At 47.5% G+C, this 21,830-nt stretch carries 12 protein-coding genes; 9 read left to right on the top strand and 3 right to left on the bottom strand.

All coding sequences use genetic code 11. The features are described 5' to 3' along the window. The first annotated feature begins 16 nt into the window (after positions 1-16). Positions 17-847: an SDR family oxidoreductase gene (locus tag NZ043_RS03670; RefSeq protein ID WP_133387030.1), complete on the top strand. Its 831-nt coding sequence runs from the start codon at positions 17-19 to the stop codon at positions 845-847. A gap of 249 nt (positions 848-1,096) precedes the next feature. Here the strand turns inward: NZ043_RS03670 and NZ043_RS03665 are convergent, their stop codons facing one another. Both NZ043_RS03665 and NZ043_RS03660 read right to left on the bottom strand, forming a co-directional pair. Further along, entirely contained in the window at positions 1,097-2,743 is a 1,647-nt protein-coding gene (locus NZ043_RS03665; RefSeq protein ID WP_176873021.1) for an RNA polymerase sigma factor, read from the bottom strand. Positions 2,744-3,318: 575 nt separating this feature from the next. Next, positions 3,319-3,702, bottom strand: coding sequence for a hypothetical protein (locus NZ043_RS03660; RefSeq protein WP_339310702.1), 384 nt, complete (start codon positions 3,700-3,702; stop codon positions 3,319-3,321). Between the two features lie 395 nt (positions 3,703-4,097). Here NZ043_RS03660 and NZ043_RS03655 point away from each other — a divergent pair, with 395 nt between their 5' ends. After that, positions 4,098-5,675 carry a class I adenylate-forming enzyme family protein gene (locus tag NZ043_RS03655; RefSeq protein ID WP_339310701.1) on the top strand — a complete coding sequence of 526 codons (1,578 nt, stop codon included), beginning with the start codon at positions 4,098-4,100 and terminating at the stop codon, positions 5,673-5,675. A gap of 134 nt (positions 5,676-5,809) precedes the next feature. Here NZ043_RS03655 and NZ043_RS03650 read toward each other — a convergent pair whose 3' ends face one another. Next, the gene (locus NZ043_RS03650) at positions 5,810-8,632 is read right to left on the bottom strand and encodes an endo-beta-N-acetylglucosaminidase (protein ID WP_339310699.1); all 2,823 of its coding nucleotides are present in this window, start codon (positions 8,630-8,632) and stop codon (positions 5,810-5,812) included. A gap of 444 nt (positions 8,633-9,076) precedes the next feature. Between NZ043_RS03650 and NZ043_RS03645 the strand changes: the two genes are divergently transcribed. The 7 genes from NZ043_RS03645 (at position 9,077) to NZ043_RS03615 (ending at position 21,759) form a co-directional block, all read left to right on the top strand. Further along, positions 9,077-10,864, top strand: a complete 1,788-nt coding sequence (locus NZ043_RS03645; protein ID WP_339312641.1) for a sensor histidine kinase — start codon at positions 9,077-9,079, stop codon at positions 10,862-10,864. Between the two features lies 1 nt (position 10,865). Then, positions 10,866-12,380, top strand: a complete 1,515-nt coding sequence (locus NZ043_RS03640) for a response regulator transcription factor (protein ID WP_339310697.1) — start codon at positions 10,866-10,868, stop codon at positions 12,378-12,380. A 281-nt stretch (positions 12,381-12,661) separates the two neighbouring features. Continuing rightward, on the top strand, positions 12,662-14,134 hold the full coding sequence (locus NZ043_RS03635; RefSeq protein WP_036673370.1) for an ABC transporter substrate-binding protein: 1,473 nt from the start codon (positions 12,662-12,664) through the stop codon (positions 14,132-14,134). A gap of 77 nt (positions 14,135-14,211) precedes the next feature. Then, positions 14,212-15,141 (top strand): ABC transporter permease subunit, encoded by a 930-nt coding sequence (locus tag NZ043_RS03630; RefSeq protein WP_036605780.1) that lies wholly within the window; start codon positions 14,212-14,214, stop codon positions 15,139-15,141. A 23-nt stretch (positions 15,142-15,164) separates the two neighbouring features. Then, positions 15,165-16,085, top strand: a complete 921-nt coding sequence (locus NZ043_RS03625; RefSeq protein ID WP_339310695.1) for a carbohydrate ABC transporter permease — start codon at positions 15,165-15,167, stop codon at positions 16,083-16,085. 36 nt (positions 16,086-16,121) lie between these two features. Further along, complete coding sequence (locus NZ043_RS03620) at positions 16,122-18,548, top strand: glycoside hydrolase family 3 N-terminal domain-containing protein (protein ID WP_339312639.1); 2,427 nt, start codon at positions 16,122-16,124, stop codon at positions 18,546-18,548. A 4-nt stretch (positions 18,549-18,552) separates the two neighbouring features. Next, a complete protein-coding gene (locus NZ043_RS03615) occupies positions 18,553-21,759 on the top strand; it encodes an alpha-mannosidase (RefSeq protein WP_339310694.1) in 3,207 nt (1,068 codons plus the stop codon). Positions 21,760-21,830 lie beyond the last annotated feature (71 nt).

Raw genomic sequence — 21,830 nt, 5'->3', positions numbered from 1 at the left:
TAAGGGGGATTTCTTAATGCGTGTTTTCGTAACAGGAGCAACAGGTTATATCGGTTCCGCTGTCATCCGCGAACTCATTGATGCCGGTCATCAGGTCACCGGTCTTGTGCGCTCAGACAATAGCGCTGCGAAACTAAAAGAGGCTGGGGCCGAAGTTCACCGTGGTGACATCGAGGATCTCGACAGCCTTCGTAGTGGCGTGGCTGCTGCGGAAGGCGTCATTCATCTGGCATTCAACCACGACTTCTCGAACTTCGCTGGAGCACTCACAACAGATCTGCATGCCGTAGAAGCGATGGGAGCAGCACTTGAAGGATCTGGTAAACCCTTCGTAATCACTACGCACGCAAATGGAGCTGCAGCAGAGAACGTAGTGTTATCGCTGGCAGAGCGCGGAGTGCGGACATCGATTGTAGAGCTTTGTCCGTCAGTACACGGAGCGGGTGATACAGGATTTGTACCAAGACTAATCAATATTGCCAAAACAAAGGGCTTTTCAGCTTATATAGAAGAGGGGAACAATCGGTGGCCAGCTGTGCACCGCCTTGATGCCGCACATTTATACCGACTTGCGTTAGAAGAGGCACCCGCCGGTGCAAGACTGGATGGTGTCGCAGATGAAGGTGTGCCATTCCGCGACATCGCGAGTGTTATAGGTAAGCAACTGAACGTACCTGTAGTCAGTATTTCACGTGAAGAGGCAGAGACCCACTTCGGCTTTCTCAGCACACTTGCAATGCTTGATATCCCGAGATCAAGCATTGCAACTCAGGAACTTCTGGGATGGCGCCCTGTACAACCCGCACTGATTCCCGACCTCGAACAATCGCACTACTTCAACAGCTAATTAAAATGCTCCCGTACCTTTTAGCCACAGGTACGGGAGCATTTTTCATTTAATAGACAATAACCCACTTTAATGTACAGGAGGGAAAATGATCTCCGTAAAACTGAAAGAGGGACGGGCGGAGTTAGGTTGGGAGGGGGCCACGTTGAAATAGCGATGTCCTAATCACTTCGTTGGACAGACAGAGTTTTGTGTAAAAATGGCCACCGCCCGGGAACGGCTATTCTTCGTATACATTTCCGAACCGACTTACTTGACCGGCCCCATCCAGGTTGAAATCGTCTTCTGCTGATGCGGCAACGGCGGTTTCAACTTCCCGTTATCGATCAAATGCTTCAAAATATAAGCGACAAGCCGGCCTCCGCCGGTGTTGCCTCTCACCATGTAAGCAAGCTGCGGCTCCAAATGCTTCGGCTGATTTTGCAGGAACAGGTTGAGCATTTTATCGTAGAGCTTGCCGACAGCAGGCGCATACAGAGCGGACAAATCCGGCATTGCCTTGTTCAACCGATCCAACGTTTGCGGAGAGTCGATCCAAACCGCATTGAACTTGTACCCCTCCTCCGTCTTGCGGATGTACCCCTTCTCCAGCAGGAACGAATATTGCTCGGCGTTCTCTTCGTTGTCGGGCAGCTCCCCTTGTTGGAACGCATGACAAATCTCGACATTCCGGTATTCCAGGAAACGCCAATCCATCTGGCGGTCGCTCCAGTACGTATTAAATTGCCACAAGTATAAGGGAGTGTCTTCGACGTAGCGGAGCGACGGACCGAAGGTGACGTAACTACTCAAATCAAAACCCGGATCGGAACTGTGGCTCTGGTTTAACGCCGCATAGGCAATATACTGACCTCCGTCCTTTCGCATTGGTGCGACCGCATCGAAGTTTTCGCCCGCCGGCATGCTCCGCCATGATTGCTCCTCGACGTTCTTGGGCAGCAAGGTCCAGAGCAGGAAGTTATAGTCGCCGTCCGGAACGTACACTCCGCTATCCTCGACTTGCTGGCGAACTTCCATTAACGCGTCGAAATGAACATCGGCCACTTCGGCGGCGCAATCTTGCCAAAATTGATGACCGGCTACAGCCAACTCGAAGAGGTCCCAGACGATGGTATTGCTTTGATATTTGCCGGGAGAGGTTTGGGTGAGAAAATTGTAATCGGCCAGGTGCCGGACTTCGCCTTCCAGTAAAGACGGCGGCATTCCTAGCTCCTCCGCGATTTGATGTACGGTACGCGCCTTGTGATAAGCCGCGTAAACGATATTTTGCGCCAAGGCGCGTCCAAGAAAATCGTTGGTTTCGCCTAGACTGCCGGCCGAACCGGAATGGCCCATTTCCCCCATGCTGACCGGATTGACACTTAAAGTTCCTGTTGCACGCATACGTTTCATCCCTTTCCGTAACTTCTTTTTAGCCTCGCTCAAATGCCACTTCACCGTGTTGACAGGAATGTTCAGAGCAATCGCGATATCGCCGATTTTAAGCTCGTCGTAGTAATGCATGACTACGATCCGGCGATGGATGTCGGATAGAAACGCGACTTCTCGGCGCAGTTCGCGGTAAGCTTCGGTTACCAGCAGCCGGTCAAGCGGCTCCCGGGAAGGGGCGGCAGACAGTTCGGACATGCCGTTGATTTCAATCGCTTGGGGAGCGTGCGCACGCTTTTTCAACCAATTCACCCAAGTGTATCGGGCAACCGTCCAGACGTAAGCGTCAAGGCTTCTAATGTCCCGCACCCCAGAGAAGGATTTCAACAACTGCAGCATAATCTCCTGAGCCAGATCCTCCGCCTCGGCCCGCTGCTTGACCCGGTTTAACGCAAAACCGAAAATCGGTTTGACATAGCTCCGAATCGCTTCCGCCGCTTCTTTTCCGTTTTTACCAATTGAGTCCATTTTTTGCCTCCATAGTTGCATCTGTAATTCCTGACAATTATATAGTGTGCCAGGCGAAATAAAGGTTGGGATTATTTCAAAAAAAAATTGGACGTCCTACCGGATCGCTCATATATGTATAATTATTACAAACATCATGAGTAGATTATTTGAATGGTTAAAAAGACGTTATGAATTTTTTGTTAAGTATATTGGAAAAGAATTAAACAAGTTGAAGATTACTTTAGATGTAAAGGCCTCACTTTTAGTATATAAAGATACTTCTTTTCGGTTCAACTATGGGAGGATACAAACTAGGAGCACGAGCCAAAGTTCTTCTTCGGGGACTTGGGGTAATCCTTCGTTCCGTAGTTAACCAGGAGTGGTTTCGATTAATTATTCAAATGCATAATTGAGGTTCATTAAACTAACGGATGACAATAGGGATCGTTGCAAAACTGCTAACGGTCCTTATTGGTATACCTTTAGGGATGGTATATGCTCCAGAAAATACGAAAAAAAAGCCCTAAAGGGCTACTTCCATAATGTCATAATAAACTTTTCCTAGTTCTCACTGGTAAAAGAAATTATTTCCTTTAACGTTCCCTTGTAGGAGTATGGGTAGCAACTCTCCATTTACCTTTCTCATAGGTTAAAGTTATTTTTGCAGAGAGTGACCCCTCATTTGCACGATACTTACTGACCTCTATGGCAATGTTATTATCTGATTGCTTCTCCTGCTTTTCAATTTTCAGTAAAATCCCTTTTAGCGTGTTCTCAGACTGTTCAGACAGTCCTTCTTCAATCAATTCTTCATAGGTTAGGTTATAAATTTTTACGTTATATTTGCTGTGAAGATAATCCTCAATGCTTTTCTTATCAAAATCCTTTAATGGAATTCCTATATTAAAATCCAATGAGATATACTCCATGTTTTCATTAAGAGTCGTATCTGTTGAAATTAACTCCTCCAACGCCATACGATAAGGTTCACCTAGTTCATTCTGCTGACTAGAGCCAGTAACACCACCTGCGCAAGCTGATAGTAAAAATAACGCTACAACACTGATAATAAAATAAATTGTCTTTACTTTTATGACAATCCCCTCCGGTACTCGTTTACTAAATAAACGTAATGATAACCAGAAGTGTTGGATTTCAGTTTTTTAAAAAGCAGCCCAATTTGATCTACCTAATTAAGCTAGCAAGTAGGTTAACGGCAAGGATCGTCTGTGGGCAGAACTGTAATATCAGGAGAATTTATGGTTTTAATAGGGGATAATGATTACTTATTATTCCAGATATATGCTACTCTCTTTTTATTCCATAGTTTTCTTAACGGATAAATGGAAATGAAAATGTTGGGGGTAATTGCTTGCTTCTATCCGAACGATTGCCAATTGCAGCAAGTCTGTACCCTGAGGAACCTGCGTTAATGCGACATGGCCAAACGATGAGTTATGGGGAGCTTTACGGTTTAGTTGAAAGACTAGGTCATGCCCTGTATGTTGAAGGTCTCCGGGCGGGCGATCGGTTTGCTCTTTTAGGTGATCCAGATCCCCAACTCGTCGTTGCGTTTTATGCAGCAGTTGGAATCGGTGCTATACCGCTCGTGCCGTCTCCTTTGCTAACAGTGCCTGAACTCGCTGCGATATTTCAGGATGCAGAACCACATATGGTTATTCATGATGACCAACATGCTGACGAAGCTATTGCCACGGTAAAGCTTCTTGGGTATTGTCCAAAATTGTTCACCACAGACGTAGAAGGGACGAATAGCAGTTCGCTCGCTGCTCTTTTACAGCAGGAACCCGCGTTCTCTCCAAAAGACCATTTCAAACGAAGTGTAGACGATACGGCAGTTCTGATTTATACGGGCGGGACAACTGGTCGGCCAAAAGGGGTCATGCATTCGCATCGCGGAATGGCTGCTTGGAATCAACTTACGCCTTCTGCAGGCTTCGGTCATGATCTCAAGCGTCGTGTGTTAGTGCTCAATTTATCCCATCTGGTGGGTCAGTTCCAGCTGTGGGCGACCATGGCTGCCGGGGGCTGTCTTGTATTTCTAGACGAATACCCGGCAGATGTACACCGCATTATGGAAGCTGTTGAACGTGATCAGATTACACAACTCAGCACAGTAGGCCAACTGCTCCGTGATCTTACCCGCGAGGCATCCGTCGGGGGGAGAAATTTGAAGAGCCTAACGCTTATTGGCTGTGGAGGGTCCATTATTTCCCCGGATACACTACAGGAGGTCGTATCGCAATTTCCTGAAGTTATCATTGTGAATAACTACTCACAAGCGGAATGTGGAATGTCCATAAGCCGTCTTTTTCCTGCTCAGCATATGGAGGATCCTCATCGCCTTCGATCCGTAGGTCGGCCTGCTGATCTGGCTGCCCAGGGTGAGCAGGCCTTCGAAGTTCGGATATTAGATACGGACGGATGTGAGATAATGACGGGGGAGGCTGGAGAAATCGTTGTTCGAGGTGCACAGACCATGATGGGATATTGGCGCCGGTTGGAAACTAGTGCCGAGACCATGCGCGATGGCTGGATCCGAACTGGGGATGTCGGTTGTCTGGATGAAGAAGGCTACCTTTATGTGTTTGATCGCTTGAAGGATATGGTTATTGTGGGCGGTTCCAATGTGTTCTGTGCCGAAGTGGAGCATGTTATTTTGACCCATGAGGCGGTAAGCGAGGCAGCCGTAATCGGACATGCTCTTACCGACGAAGGCGAGGAACTCGTCGCTTTCATAGTGTTACGGGATGGTGAAAGTTTGGATCTGACACGGGTGCGGGCGTTCTGTGAGCCACACCTTGCTCCGTACAAATGGCCGACTCAACTGTTCATTGTTGATGCTTTGCCCAGAACAGCTGTGGATAAAATAGACAAAAAGCGGTTGCGGAAGCATTTATCTTCAATTTTATCCGAAGAACTAGGCTAACGGAAAATGCTGTTTAATAGCTGTTGGGCAGAATATTTATTGTTAGATCAAAAAGAACAGCCCTTCAACTTCCTTTTGGAAGTGAAGGGCTGTACGTATCTCAACTAGCATACAGGCGTGCATGAAAATTATAATTACCTCAAAATTGTCGTGGCTTGATTGCCCGCATAATCCTCAATGACCAGCTTCAAAGAGCTGCTGCTGGACACAGGTGTGAAGGTCAGTTCACTCAGCTTTGTTCTTCCCCGAATGATATAGGGGAATTTCTGCGAAACGTAAGTGACTCCGAACTCGCGTGCCACCCCATTTTCATATACATAGATCTTGTACCAGTCCTCCAGATCGGGCAGGGCAAGTGTGTACTTTCCATCTTTTACCGTGACCTTTTCCTTGGCGTATGGTGTAATCTGAAGATCTGCGAGCTGTCCGGTATGGGTTACCGGGTTCTGCCCGCCAATGGCGATGTTCAGCACGTAATGTTCACCATTGGTCGGAAGTCCGGTTAGGACGGCAGATTGTTTTCCTTTTTTGACCTGAAGTGACTTGGTGAAAGGTTCTTTTGTGTATTCTGTTTCTAGTGTGAGCTGAATCGACTCGTTGCCTTTACCTTTGTCTTTATTTTTATCCTTGTCCTTATCTGTATTCTTATCTTTGTCTTTGCCTGATTCTTTTGCCTTTTTCGGGTTTTTCCAGCTTACGATGGCATCGCCATTCTTTTTGAATTTCACATCGATATTCTGAACGGCTGCATTCAGATCATAAGGCAGGACCGCTGCTTCACTCTCAGTACCATCTGCACCAACCGCACGAATGGACAGTTCACCAGATGGCTGTTTTAGCGATTTGATATAAAAAGTGGAATCATACACGCCGCCAACATAGGCACCATTTTCATATAAATTGTATTGTTTGACCTCTGAATAGTCCTTCATGTCCCAGAAGACAACCAGTTCATCGGTGTTGGTCAGTGCTTTGGCAATATGGAACCCGGTTGGTGCATCCGGTACAGCCGCTGAACCGTCGAACATACGGATCTCACCAATATTCATCTGATAATTCTCAATTGACTCGCCATTAGGGTCAAAGGATAATCCCACAGCGGCAATGGTCTTGCCTTGATATGCACTCAAATCCAATGTAGCTGTCTTCCAGCCTTCGGTATGCTGACCTGACTGAGGCACTTCCACATTGACCACGTTGGATGGATCATCTTCGAAGATTAACCCAACATGCAGGGAAGAAGTGTCGCTAGTGGACGGTTTGTTATACGTCAGTTCCAGTTTCGATTGTCCGTTGACGGACAGGTCGGTTTTGTAGAGGCGAAGGAAGTTCTCCGCGTTCAGTGTACCGTTCACCACGAGAGAGCTACCGCCATTAAACGCGCCAATGGAGTCATATGTGTACCTTGCGCCTTTCTCGTAAGATGGACCGTAGTCAAAATCAACACTGAGCTTGTCACCTTCACTATCCATCCACCATTGCCAGGTGACAGGGATATCCTGAATGTTGATATTGGACCATTCTTTATCGTTCGAGACAGCGCCGTCTTCATAATATTTCAGACCGTGGCCTGTATTGAAACTTGTTGCAAAATTAGGGCCGTTGATAACGGAGCGTTCGGTCAGATACGCAGCGATTCCATCCCAATTTGCACCGGAAGCATACACATCCGACAGATCGGCAGACGCATTACGACGTGCATCTGTCGGGTCTTGATTTGGACCAGACCACCAGGCACGATCACGTACAAAGGTCATCCACTGGTACTCATCTTCCGCACGATGATTGGTGCTGCCATCGCCCATCTCTTCATCCAGAGCGTTGTGGGTGAAGTCGGCACCTAATGTCGCGATGCTATTCATGGGTTGACCGTTCTCATCCAGATTATGGCGCAGGTCATAGGATTGCTTCCAGCGGCCGAATTTGTCATGTCCACCTTCGACACCAGCAAATACGGTTTCCAGTGGATCAAGTCCCAAGCTAAGGGCATGATCACGGGAATCGCGGAGCATCTTATGGTTCCATACATAGTTCAGGAAGATGGAATCCGAGACTCTGCCGAGAACGGAATCCTGTACAAAGGGGCTGTTAAGCCCATTGAATTGGTTCTGGTATTGAATCTTACCTGTTGTATTGATGGTGGAATCATACCACTGAACGTACAGGCCTTTATCTCTTAGATATTTCATGAATTTCTTGTAGGAAGCGATATCCTCCGGGGCTACACCCCGGGCAACCTCTTCCTGATTGAAGAAATATCCATCGTAGTTGTAGTATTCTGCCATCTCGGCCAGTTTCTCGGCCACAGGGAAATTACCGTTTTCATCCTGGATCAGCATTTGTTTATAGGTTTGTGGCCCACGGTCATTGTCCGAGAAAAAGATGTTGGCAATGGACTTAACGCCATTTTTGTGGGCTGCATTGGTGTAGGCCGGATTCGGAATGTTCAAAATACCAAACTCGAAGTATTTCTCCGTCCATTCTTTACTCGGGTCATACAGCTCCTCAGGTACTCCCGCAGAGGCCATGCCGTGCCAATAGCTGTAGTAGTCTGTATATTGCCAATAATTAAACAGATACTGGCTGAATTCATTGGTATAAGGTGTGCTATCGAAGAATGCATTGCCGTAATCACCACTCATCGTAAATAGCTGGGTGTCCGGACTAAGCTCAGGATATGCCTGTGTAGCAGCAAACGCTTCATTACGGGGCTGCAAGGGAACATGGGCACGAAGTAAATCGCCATGGATATCACTTTCCGGTGTCCAGTTCAGAATCTGGGCCGAGGTGTACCCGTGTTGATAGGGCTGATTCACCCCTTTGGCACTTTCACCGGTGTAAGGGAGTGTGTCTCCTGCATAAACGGATGATGCAACAACTTGTCCAAGCAGAGCCGTAGTAAGGACCATGGCGGTTACCTTGGGAATGATGCCTTTTGCTTTGAGTTTGCGTGTCATGCTGTTCCTCCTTCAAGTGGAATGAATGTAAGGTATTCTTTTACACAAAGCTAAACTTATGGTTAACGATAGTGGATGAAAGCGTTTTTAAATAGGGTGAAATTAAAGAAACACAGATATAAACTAAAGAAAAGTTGCAGGTGACAAGTTAATGTCAGAAGCCAAATGATATAATTCTATATAAGTTGAACTAATTTTTTACACGATAACGGAGAGGACAGAAAAAACCTGAAGAAGCGAAGCGTTCGCCTTTATCACCGGATTTTCCCTTGGGAAAAGGGAATCGAAAAAATCTGGGGATAACAGCGATTGGAAGGTTATTCTGTCATCGTAGTGTCAGTGTAAGTAATCTTTAGTTCAACTTATATAGTCAGGAAAACAGCATCGGAGGGAACATGCGACTTGAAAATTGTTAGCGTTTACAATAATTTCTTCAAAAATAATATGTTTATGAAAATGCTCCTGATTTTCTCGATGATATCGATTGTCACGATTATTACATTGTCTTATATTATCTTCCTGTCAGTGTCCGACTCCACGATTCGCCGGGAACTGGCGATCCAGAAAGCGGCGATGGAACATGTGGATCGATACATTCATCAGCAGTATGAATCGGTACAAAACATGGTGAGGGACATGCATCAGAATGAGGCACTTTCTGCCAACATTACTTACCTGATGAATCATTCGTACGCTGAATATGTTCAGCACATGACCAATGGATATTACGCCAATCAGGATGACTATTCGGCCGATGTATTGAAACATTTTCAAAATATTATGGATCGCAATTCGCAGATTAACCAACTCATGTTGTATAGCGCTGAGCAGCAGGATTTGTCTACCTTTAATCAACACAAGCAGTTCCGCAAGCTGGACGCCAATGTAGCTCATTCCTATATTCCGGACGTGATGGCGATGGAAACGCCCAATATCAGTGCACCCAATTACTGGATTCGCAAAGAGATCAATCAATGGGATCCTGCGCTCTACTCCATCCGCGTACCAATTAACAATACACAGACTCTTCGGAATCTGGGCCAATTTCTTGTCTTCTTTGACTCGGAGGGAATCGGTAACGCGCTGGATAACTACGAGAGTAATCTCAAGGGAGAAATCGTGGTGTTATCGGCGAAAGGGACAGTGTTGTTTGACTCTAACAATCATTATTACGGGAAGAAGTATCCCTACGTGAATGTGGCCGATTCGCTGTTTGATCAGACAGATATGGATTCAATGAAAAAGGAGCAGAACATGTACGTGAACAAGTTTGTCTCCGCCGATCAGGGGTATGTGGTCATTGGTACCGTTCCGGTGGAAGAGATGGCTGAAACCTATGCGGGCATTCGCAATACCATCATCTCGATCAGTATTGTGTGTATTTTATTTGCTGTGCTGGTTCCAGCATTTTTCATTATTAACTTTGCCAAACGAACCCGTCGAATTATTCGCTTCACCCAAAAAGTGAAATATGGCAACTTTACGGCTCGCATCGACGATCCGCGTGATGATGAACTGGGGCAGATCTCCCATAGCTTCAACGACATGCTGGACGAGCTAAATCTGTATATTGAACGGGTCTACAAAGCCGAGATCAAACAGAAGGAGACCGAGCTGGTCGCATTACAGGCTCGCATCAACCCTCATTTTCTCTACAATACACTTGAAGTGATTCGGATGAGGGCCATATCCCAGGGGGCGAGAGATGTCGGCGAGATGATCTATAGTCTATCCGTATTGTTCAAAAGCCTGGTACAGCAAAAGAAGAATTATACGCTGAAGGATGAGATGGAAGCTTGCCGTTTGTACCTGGAGTTATTCCGAATCCGCTATAAGGATATTTTCATATATACGATCCAGATCGATGCTGCATATTATCAACACCCTGTGGTGAAACTTTCGCTGCAACCCATCATTGAGAATTATGTCGTACACGGCATTCAGACAGAACGTTCGGATAACCGATTATCGATTGTTGTGGAAGAGACGGATGATGTGGTGCAAGTGGAAGTCAAAGATAATGGCAAAGGCATTGATCCGGCACGCCTGACGGAAATCCTTGAAGAACTGGAACGTCCTGAAGAGTCCGGTCATATGTTCGGGCTGCGCAGTGTCCATAGTCGATTGCGCTTCCTGTATGGGCCAGAGTTCGGTATCACCATAGAGAGCACCCTCGGAGAAGGAACACGGATCAGGGTGCGTTATCCACATACAGAAGGGACAGGTGTTTAACATGTACAAGGTGTTTATTGTGGACGATGAGCCATTCATCATTGAAGGTTTATACGATATTGTGGACTGGTCTTCGTTTGGAATGGAAATTGTGAGCCATGCAGGTAATGGGCAAGCAGCGTTACAGGCGCTCTCTTCTCAGCCTGTGGACATTCTGATCACGGATATATCCATGCCACTCATGAATGGTCTTGACCTGATTCGGGAAGCAAGGCGAGTACAACCTGAGATTAAGGTCATTATCCTCAGTGGTTTCAATGAGTTCGAATATCTGAAGGAAGGTATGCAGCTGGGGATCGAAAATTATCTGCTCAAACCGATTAATGTGGAGGAACTGGAATCCACGCTGAGCAACACAGCGTCCAAGCTGGATCATATGGTTTCACCTCAAGCCGATGATGCGTATGGCATTCAGATTCTGAAAGATAACATTCTTCATCGGTGGCTTACGGGACAGATTGCAGCTACCGAATTTGAAGAACGTGCCCAGTTTATGAATCTTTCGCTGGATGCACCTGACGTTGCTGTAGCCATCCTGCGTGATAAAGGGCAAGTACCCGGCATGTTTGAACGTGTAGAAGAGATGCTTAGAGACAAACGCCATCTGAACGTATTTCATGATATCGATGGAGACATCGTCATTATTGCCAATATTCAGGGTACGAGTGACGAGGAACGGAAGTTGATGGATGGCCTGCAGGCATTATCTGATGAGATAACCGTAACCCATCCCGCGGCACGCATTGGAGCAGGCAGATTGATGAAAGGGCTGTACCATGCACCGACCAGTTATGCGGAGGCCAAAAAAGCACTACAGTATGTGATGATTTATCCCGACCTTAAAGTCATCGACCATGGCATACTGGAAAGGTGCGGAAGTTCAACAGCGACCTTTTTCATTGATTGGAGGGAATACGCCAAACTCATTCTGTCCCGCAATACAGAACAACTTGCCGACCGGATTCGTATGGATTTTGAACAGCATCGCGATGGGCTTACGCCTGGGGAGTTACAGAATACCGCACTGGAAGTTGTGATTCGCTTCAAAATGGAACTGGAGAGCATCAAACACTCGGATGAGTCTGCCATATACCAACAAGGGCTTCAACTTGTACTGGACAGTGGCACTTTTGATGAACTCGTGCGGGCGCTTCAGCAGGTTGGGTCGCAGACGATCCAATCCCTATTCCAGGATCTGAAGAATCCGATTGTAAACCAAGTGCTTCAGCATATCGACAAACACTACGCAGAAGAGCTTTCCCTGAAGCTGCTGGGTGCCCACTATCATCTGCATCCGGTGTATTTGGGACAATTGTTTCATAAGGAGACCGGGGAGACGTTTGCCGAATATATCAACAAATACCGGATTGAACGTGCGAAGGAGCAACTACGTAATTCCAATCTGAAGGTACATGAGATCGCCCGAAATGTGGGGTATTGGGAGACGGGGTATTTCTATAAACAGTTCCGCAAATATGTAGGGATTTCACCGACTGATTTCAAGGTGTTTGGTTAATTCGGTGACGGGTAGATCCAACTATGCGGACAGAGAGCCAAGAGACATATCGGGAACAGGAATGGCATGGATGAAAAACATGGCATACGTTACCCGGCATGTCTCTTTCATGTAAGCGATTTAATTAAACAGGTACAAAATAGTTGTCCAAGGATGATTTCTCTTTAATTTGTACCTCGAAAACTTAAGTTTATCTTCTTTTTGTAAATGCTTTCATTCGATAAGGTTAAAGCAGTTAGTAAGTAGAGCCTAAGGGAACACGAAAAGGGAGGATCAAAGAAATGAGTAAACAAAGAAAACGCTTCTCACTCGTTCTTGCATTGTTAATGGCCGTTACACTTGTTCTTAGTGCCTGTGGAGGAAGCAAAGATGCTTCAGAATCCGGGGGAGCTGGAGATGACGCGGTAGAGTTGATCTGGTATACCATCGGTACCCCTCAGAAAGACGTCAACAAAGTGATGGAAGAAGTGAGCAAGTATACCAAAGAGAAAATTAATGCCACGGTAACCATGAAGATGGTTGACTGGGGTGACTACCCGCAGAAGATGCAGGTTAACGTAGCATCCGGTGAGCCAATGGACATTCTGTTCACTTCTTCTGGTGGATTCGATTATGTACAAAATGCCAGAAAAGGTGCATTCCTCGAACTGGATGACCTGCTTGCTGAATACGGTCAGGATCTTACCAAGACCATTGATCCTGCATTCCTCAGCGGTTCCAAGGTAGATGGACACAATTACGGAATTCCAGCCAACAAAGAGTTGCCACAACAAGAGGTATGGCGCTTTAACCAAATGCTGGTTGATAAATACAAGCTGGACATCTCTGGCGTTCGTACGTTAGACAGTCTGGAGCCTCTGCTCAAAACGATCAAGGAAAACGAGGCGAGTGTAACACCATTTGCCATGGATAAAAACTATGTTCCCTACGTGCCATATGATTATGTCATTCAGAATCTGCCAATGGCAATCAAGCTGGATACAACAGACTATAAGCTTGTAAACATACTGGAAACACCTGAAATGAAAGAAGCACTAACCACGATGCACAAGTACTACAAAGCCGGTTATGTATCGGCAGAAGCGGCAACAACAGGTTCCACGAACGACCTGACAACATCGGGCAACTGGTTCCTGGATCGTGCACAGACTCAACCGCTCGCGGACAATCAATGGTCTGCAAGTTACGGTTATCAAGTTGTTTCAACACCTGCAAGTGAAGCAATTATAACAAATACATCTGTACAAGGCTCCATCATGGCCATCTCGGCCAACTCGGAATATCCGGAGAAAGCAATGGAATTCCTGAACCTGCTGAATACAGATCCTGTGCTGCGTAATATGGTGGACTCCGGTATTGAGGGCACACACTACAAAAAAGTGGATGACACACATATGGAAAATCTGCCTGAATCGAAAAACTACGATATGCCTTCATACTCCCTTGGGAACAACATGCTGCTCTATCTGAACAGCAATGACCCGGATAACAAATGGGATGAGTTCAAGAAGTTTAACGCTGAAGGTGTCAATTCCCCGATCCTCAGCTTTAACTTTGATGCAAGCAATGTATCTGCCGAACTAACGGCGGTACAGAACGTGAAAGAGCAATATTGGGCAGCACTGATGACAGGTACACTGGACCCGGCAGCCAATCTGGATCAAGTGATTGAGAAGTTCAATCAAGCCGGACTCGAGAAAGTAATGGCTGAAGCCCAAAGCCAGCTGGATGCCTGGAGAGCGGAAAACAAGTAACAGTACATCGTAAGGATCGGGCGGCTGCTTATCGCGTCCGGTCCTTTTTCATTCAAGCCTGAAGGAGGATCTCCACAATGACTACATTTTTGAAAAACCTGATTAGAAACCGAGTCATGCTGCTCATGGTGCTGCCAGGCGCCATCTGGTTCTTCTTCTTCTCTTACTTGCCACTTGTGGGCACAGTGGCTGCTTTCAAAGAATATCGATTCAGCCGTGAAGGGTTCTGGGCAAGTCTGATGAAGAGTGAATGGGTTGGCTGGGACAATTTCAAATTCCTGTTCAGCACAAGTGACGCATGGCTCATTACACGCAACACCCTCTTTTATAACATCGCCATTATCTTCCTGGGACTGGTATTTGCTGTGGCATTGGCAATCCTGCTCTCGGAACTAGTGAATAAACGACTCGCCAAACTGTATCAAACCGGCATGTTTCTGCCGTATTTTCTATCCTGGGTTATCGTTGGTTACTTCGCATTCAGCTTCTTGAGCATGGACCGCGGGATGTTGAATCAGATTATCGGCTGGTTTGGGATGGAACCAATTCAGTGGTACTCTGAGGCGAAATATTGGCCGTATATTCTGGTATTTGTAGCGTTATGGAAAACCATCGGTTATAGCAGCGTTGTCTATCTGGCTTCCATACTGGGGATTGATAAATCACTGTATGAAGCAGCCATGATTGATGGAGCAAGCAAATGGCAGCAGATTCGCAATATTACGATTCCGTTGCTGTCTCCCATCATCACGATTATGACCTTGCTGGCCGTAGGCCGCATTTTCTATGCCGACTTTGGACTCTTCTATCAGGTGCCAAGGGATTCGGGTACGCTTTATTCCGTGACAAATGTTATTGATACGTACGTATATCGTGGTTTGAAAACTAGTGGTGAGATTGGGATGAGTACAGCAGCGGGATTGTATCAATCCGTGGTGGGCTTTGTGCTTGTTATTATCTCCAACTATGTTGTTCGCAAAGTAGATAAAGATAGCAGCCTATTCTAGGACAGTGAAAGGAGTGAACCACTATGGCTCAAGCAGGGCTTGTTAAAAAACGCGACTTCCACCACGTATCCAGCGGATGGAACGTGATCATGAACATCATCGCAGGTCTATTCGCTCTGATCTGTGTATTTCCTTTTATATTTGTAGTTATCATCTCGTTTACAGACGAGAAAGCACTGGCCCGTGATGGGTATCGTCTGATTCCGGCAGAATGGAGTCTCGCGGCATATCAGTTTGTCTGGCAGAGTGGGGACACGCTGCTGCGGGCGTATGGAGTGACCATTCTGGTGACGGTACTTGGTACCATCATCAGTCTGATTCTCATGTCGCTGTATGCGTATGCGATTTCCCGCAAGAGCTTCAGATATCGGAGATTTTTCTCCATCTTTGCGATTCTGACGATGTTGTTCAACGGTGGGATGATTCCAACCTATATGGTCGTATCCCAGCTGCTTGGAATGAAAGATACGATATGGGCACTAATTCTGCCGCTGGCAATGAATGCCTTCTATATTATGATCCTGCGTACATTCTACTCCACCAGTGTGCCGGATGCAGTCATTGAATCGGCGAAAATTGATGGCGCCGGTGAGTTCTATACCTTTATGAAAATCGTGATTCCACTCTCCTTGCCGGGGCTTGCAACCATCGGGTTGTTCAGTACACTCGGTTACTGGAATGATTGGTTCAATGCGCTATTATATATCGATAATCCGAATCTGGTACCGCTGCAATCCATGTTAATGCGGATTGAGTCGAGTATCCAGTTTATCCAGCAGAACTCTGCTAACAGTTCGATGAGTCTGGCAGCCATGCAGTCCATTCCGCAGGATACGTCCCGAATGGCAATGGTTGTGCTTGCTACGTTGCCAATTATATTCGCTTATCCGTTCTTCCAGCGTTATTTCGTACAAGGTCTGACGGTGGGCGCGGTCAAAGAATAGCCGGATCACGCTATAGGATGGGAGAGATGCAGATTGATGACTTATAAGGATCAAAGCAAAGCCATAGAAGAACGGGTACAACACCTGTTGAGCCTGATGACGACGGAAGAAAAGGTAGGCCAACTTACTCAGCCATTTGGCTGGCAGACCTATACGAATGATCAAGGGAACATCACGTTAAATGAATCCTTTAAGCAGCAAGTGGAAAATGGGGGCATCGGCTCCCTTTATGGTGCGCTTCGCGCAGATCCGTGGACTGGCGTTACGCTGGAAAATGGACTATCCGCCAGAGAAGGCGCTGAGGCGGTTAACCTGATTCAACGTTATGCAATAGAACATTCCAGACTGGGGATTCCCATTCTGATCGGGGAAGAGTGCTCGCATGGTCATATGGCCATTGACGGAACGGTCTATCCTGTCCCTCTTTTACTGGGGAGCACCTGGAATGTGGATCTGTATCGGGAGATGTGCCGGGCAGTAGCACGGGAGACACGTGCTCAAGGTGGTGCGGTCACCTATTCTCCGGTACTGGATGTTGTGCGTGATCCGCGCTGGGGACGTACGGAGGAATGTTTCGGTGAAGATCCGTTTCTCATTGGAGAGCTGGCAGTTGCTTCCGTAGAAGGGCTTCAGGGTGAAAGTCTTGACCATGGAGATACAGTAGCGGCAACGCTGAAACATTTTGTTGGTTATGGCAGCTCGGAAGGTGGACGTAATGCAGGGCCTGTACATATGGGCTGGCGCGAACTGCTGGAAGTGGATCTGTATCCATTCCGCAAAGCGGTGGAAGCTGGCGCTGCGTCGATCATGCCAGCGTACAACGAAATTGATGGCACGCCTTGCACCGTGAATACGGAATTGCTGGAAGATGTTTTGCGTAAGGATTGGGGCTTTGACGGTCTGGTCATTACGGATTGTGGTGCGATCAACATGCTGGCAAGTGGGCATGATGTCGCGGCAGATGGAATGGAAGCTTCCGTACAGGCGATTGAGGCAGGCATCGATATGGAAATGTCCGGTGAGATGTTTGGGCAATATCTGGTGCAGGCGGTGGCAGAAGGCAAGCTTGATGTGCAGGTTCTGGATCAGGCTGTCTCTCGCGTGCTGGCGTTGAAGTTCAAACTGGGTTTATTCGAACAGCCTTATGTAGATGCCGATCGGGCAGAGGAAGTCATTGGCAGTGAAGCGCATGTTCAGCTGGCACGCCAGTTGGCTGCGGAAGGTGTTGTACTTCTCAAAAATGAGGCTGACACATTACCTCTATCGATAACAAATGTGGGCCGGATTGCCGTCATTGGTCCCAATGCAGACCAGGCTTACAATCAACTGGGTGATTACACATCTCCGCAACCAAAGTCGAAAGTGGCGACGGTACTGGATGGGATTCGCAGTAAGCTAGCTAGTCATGTGGATGGGCAAGCAAATGAGGTCGATGATCGTCAAGGTCATAGGATGCAGGAAGAGGATGGACATCCCGCTGGATATGGAGATCATCATGCTGCGATGAATGGGGCAAGCGATATAGAGCGTGATGCTTCTGAGGTGCTCTATGCACCGGGCTGCAGGATTAAAGGTGATTCGAAAGAAGGGTTCGAGCGTGCCCTTGAAGTTGCCAGCCAGGCAGATACGGTCATTATGGTGGTTGGTGGCTCCAGTGCACGTGACTTTGGAGAAGGAACGATCGATCTGAAAACGGGCGCTTCCAATGTCTCGGATAACTCATGGAACGATATGGAGTGCGGCGAAGGGATCGACCGGATGACGTTGGGTCTTGCCGGAGTACAGCTGGAACTCATTCAGGAGATTCACAAGCTCGGCAAGAAGCTTGTCGTTGTTTACATTAATGGTCGTCCCATCACTGAACCTTGGGTGGATGAACATGTCGATGCGATTCTGGAGGCGTGGTATCCGGGTCAAGAGGGCGGGCATGCCATTGCAGATATTTTATTCGGTGATGTGAATCCATCGGGTAAATTGACGATCTCCATTCCGAAGCATGTCGGTCAGTTACCGATCTATTATAACGGCAAACGTTCCCGCGGCAAGCGTTACCTCGAAGAGGATTTGGAGCCACGATATGCATTTGGATACGGACTAAGCTATACCACCTTTGAGTACAGTGAACCTCAGTTGAGTGATGTGTCCATCACAGCCGGTGATTCAGTTACGGTATCGGTGAATGTGACCAACACCGGCCTTTATGCAGGTGCAGAAGTTGTACAGATGTACATCGCTGACGTGGTCAGCTCACTGACTCGTCCCGGCAAGGAATTGAAGGGGTTTGCAAAAGTGAACCTGGGGCCTGGAGAGACACAGACCGTGGAATTCCAAATCGGAGCCGAGCAACTGCAGTATATTGGTCGTGACTTGAAGCCTGTTGTTGAACCGGGAAAATTCCATATTCATATCGGCAGCAGCGTAAACGATACGCAAATGGCCGAACTGACCGTAAGGGAGGCGTAAGATTTTGGAACGTATCAGACGATTTATTCGCGAGTTGTCCGAACATCAGTGGCTGGAGCAATTACAGCTGCGCAGCTGGGATATTACCCGCGCTTATTATAATGTGCCAGGACAGTATGAGGATCAGGGTGAGTATCCGGAAGGCCAAGATTTTGGGCGTTTTCCGAGCAAACAGGGAACGACTTATTTTTTTAGAACACGTCTGGAGATCCCTGCTACATGGCAGCAAGCGCCTTATGGGCTTGTATTTGAAACTGGCGGAGAAGGTTTGCTTCGGGTAAATGGACACTCTTATCAGGGCCTTGACCGCAATCATACCTACGTCACGCTTGATCCATCCAAAGTCGGAAACGCGCCGGAACTTGAGATTGAGATGTTTGACCCGGTACCTGAACCTGTAGACCCGTTGAATCAACAGGCGGTTATTCAGCCGCCGATTACATCAATTACGAGCCTGCTGGTCAGACCAAATGAAGCGGTTCGTAGTCTGATGTATACCGTCATTATTGTGCGTGATTCGGCTGTGTTGCTACCGGAAAGTGACTTTCGGCGGGTTCGCCTGTTAGAACTGGTGTATCGTGCGATGGATCAATTTGTAGGCATGTCAGCAGAAGAGATTGAGCAGGGAGAAGGTATTCGCCAGATTGAGAATAATCTGAAGCATCATGTGCGTGAGATTGGCGGCAACGCAGAAGGTCTGGAGCATATGGTGGGACAGTCCCACATTGATATTGCCTGGCTGTGGCCTGTACGTGAGACGGTACGCAAAACGAGCCGTACCTTCTCCACCGTGGATGCACTCATGAATGAATATCCCGACTATGTTTATTCCCAGAGCCAACCCTTACTATATGCGTTTCTGAAGGAGCATGATCCCGAGCTGTACGCGCGGGTGAAGCAGCGGATTGTAGAAGGCCGCTGGGAACTGGTTGGCGGCATGTGGGTTGAGCCGGATCTGAACATCCCGAGCGGAGAGTCCCTGATTCGCCAGATGTTATATGGTCAGCGTTTCTATATGGAGGAGTTTGGCAAGACATCACAGATTGAATGGCTACCAGATACGTTCGGGTACTGTGCCTCACTGCCGCAGATTTTGAAGCATGGCAATGTGGAATATTTCATGACAACAAAGCTCGGATGGAATGACACAAATGTGTTTCCGTACGATCTCTTCCACTGGGTGGGCATTGATGGAACACCAATTCTGTCTTACCTCAATCATGGTGTGAACGAGCACACGCTGCCGAAGGACATTCATGATCACTGGCAGTCCTACCGTGAGAAAGCAGCGCATGCGGAGCATATGCTTCTATACGGACACGGAGATGGCGGCGGCGGGGTAACACGCGAGATGCTGGAGTATGTGGATCGCGCAGACCTGATGGTTGGACAGCCCGCAAGTCGATATAGCACAGCTGGAGCTTTCTTTGCCGGAATTGAAAAGGAGCAACCTGTACTTCCGAAGTGGCATGGCGATCTGTATCTGGAATTACATCGGGGAACCTACACGACACATGCGCGCAATAAGCGCAACAACCGGAAAGCGGAGGTTCTGTATCGAGAAGCTGAGCTGTGGAACACACTCGCTCTGCCAGATATGGAGGCGAATACCGAAGCTGAAGTGCGTTCAGCACTGCATGACGGCTGGAAATTAATTTTGCTGAATCAATTCCACGATATTATTCCGGGCTCGGCAATTACGGAGTCCTACGTGACTTCGAATGAGGAATATGTGCAGGTATTTGAATTGGGCAGAACCGGACTGGATCAAGGCGTTTCAGCATTGACAACGGGTATCAACACAGAGGGGCCAGAAGGTTCAGTAGCCTATGTTGTATTCAACAGCTTGGGCTGGAAACGAAGTGCAGTCGTTCAATTGGCTGTGCAGGATGGCTTGGATCGCTACGGCATCGATGAAAAAGGTCAGCGCCTGCGGATGGATCGGGAAGATGGCAGTATGTCTATTCTCGTGACAGACATTCCGGCGTTTGGATATAAGACGATTTGGCTGGTACCGGAAAATACAAGGGAAACGAATGTACGGGAAACGGCCAACCTTGCCTCAAAACCAACTTTCAATGATACATGGGATACTGCATTTTATCATGTGCAGTTTAACGAACGAGGAGAGATTACTCGTCTGTGGGACAAGACCGCAGAGCGTGAGATGCTGGAGCGGGGTGAACGTGGCAATCAGCTTCACTTCTTCCACGATCGTCCAACGCTCTGGGATGCATGGGATATCGACAGTCGTTATGAAGAACAGATTGCTGGCGAAGTGGAGCTGTTGGAGAAAAAGCTGGTGCTGGCGGGTACAACAAAGGATGTCCTGCGCTTCCGCTGGAAGCTACATCAATCGGAAATCACACAAGATATCGTCTTCTATCATGACTCACGGCGAATTGATTTCCAGACACAGGTGAACTGGAATGAAGATCACAAGCTTCTGAAAGTTGGTTTCCCCATTGATGTGGTGACCTCCAAGGCCACATTCGAGATTCCATTTGGCGCACTGGAACGTCCAACACATCGCAACACAAGCTGGGAACAAGCGCAGTATGAAGTCTGTGGACACCGCTTCGCGGATGTTTCCGAATATGGATACGGCGTGAGCCTGCTCAATGATTGCAAATATGGGTACGACGTGCAAGGAAGCACCATTCGTTTGTCCTTGCTGCGAGCACCAAAATGGCCTGATCGCACCGCCGATCTGGGAGAACATGAATTCACCTATTCCCTGTACCCACACGACGGAGACTGGCGAACTGCACACACCGTACGTCAGGCGGCTGAGCTGAATCATGAGGTGACAGTACAGCAGGTGCAACAAGAGCAGCAAAAGGGTCAGATACAACAAGAGCAGCAGATAGAGCAGGTACAGCAAAGCGGAGGGACTGAAGTCGGTTCAACCACAGATGCAACTGCAAATGCGGCACCTGTACGTCCAGCAACCGGAGCATGGATTAATTTTAATAGTAATCATGTCATTCTCGATACGGTCAAAATGGCAGAGGATGGGCGCGGAACAGTCCTTCGTTTCTATGAATCATCAGGCAAACGCGAAAACATCACATTGCAATGGCCACATGCGTTTGAGCAAGCCTATCACTCCAACGCACTTGAAGAACCGATCCAACCACTGGCCCATACCCATGGCCAGATTACACTATCTTTTAAACCTTACCAAATACAAACCGTGCTACTGCGGTAAACCTTTTTGAAATATTTTTGAGCTATGCATGTTCAACTAAACATTTACACGATAACGGAGAGGACAGAAAG

Source organism: Paenibacillus sp. FSL k6-2145 (assembly GCF_037976585.1).
GTDB lineage: Bacteria > Bacillota > Bacilli > Paenibacillales > Paenibacillaceae > Paenibacillus.
Note: the sequence above shows the minus strand (reverse complement) of the source record. Positions and strands in the feature narration are given on the sequence as shown.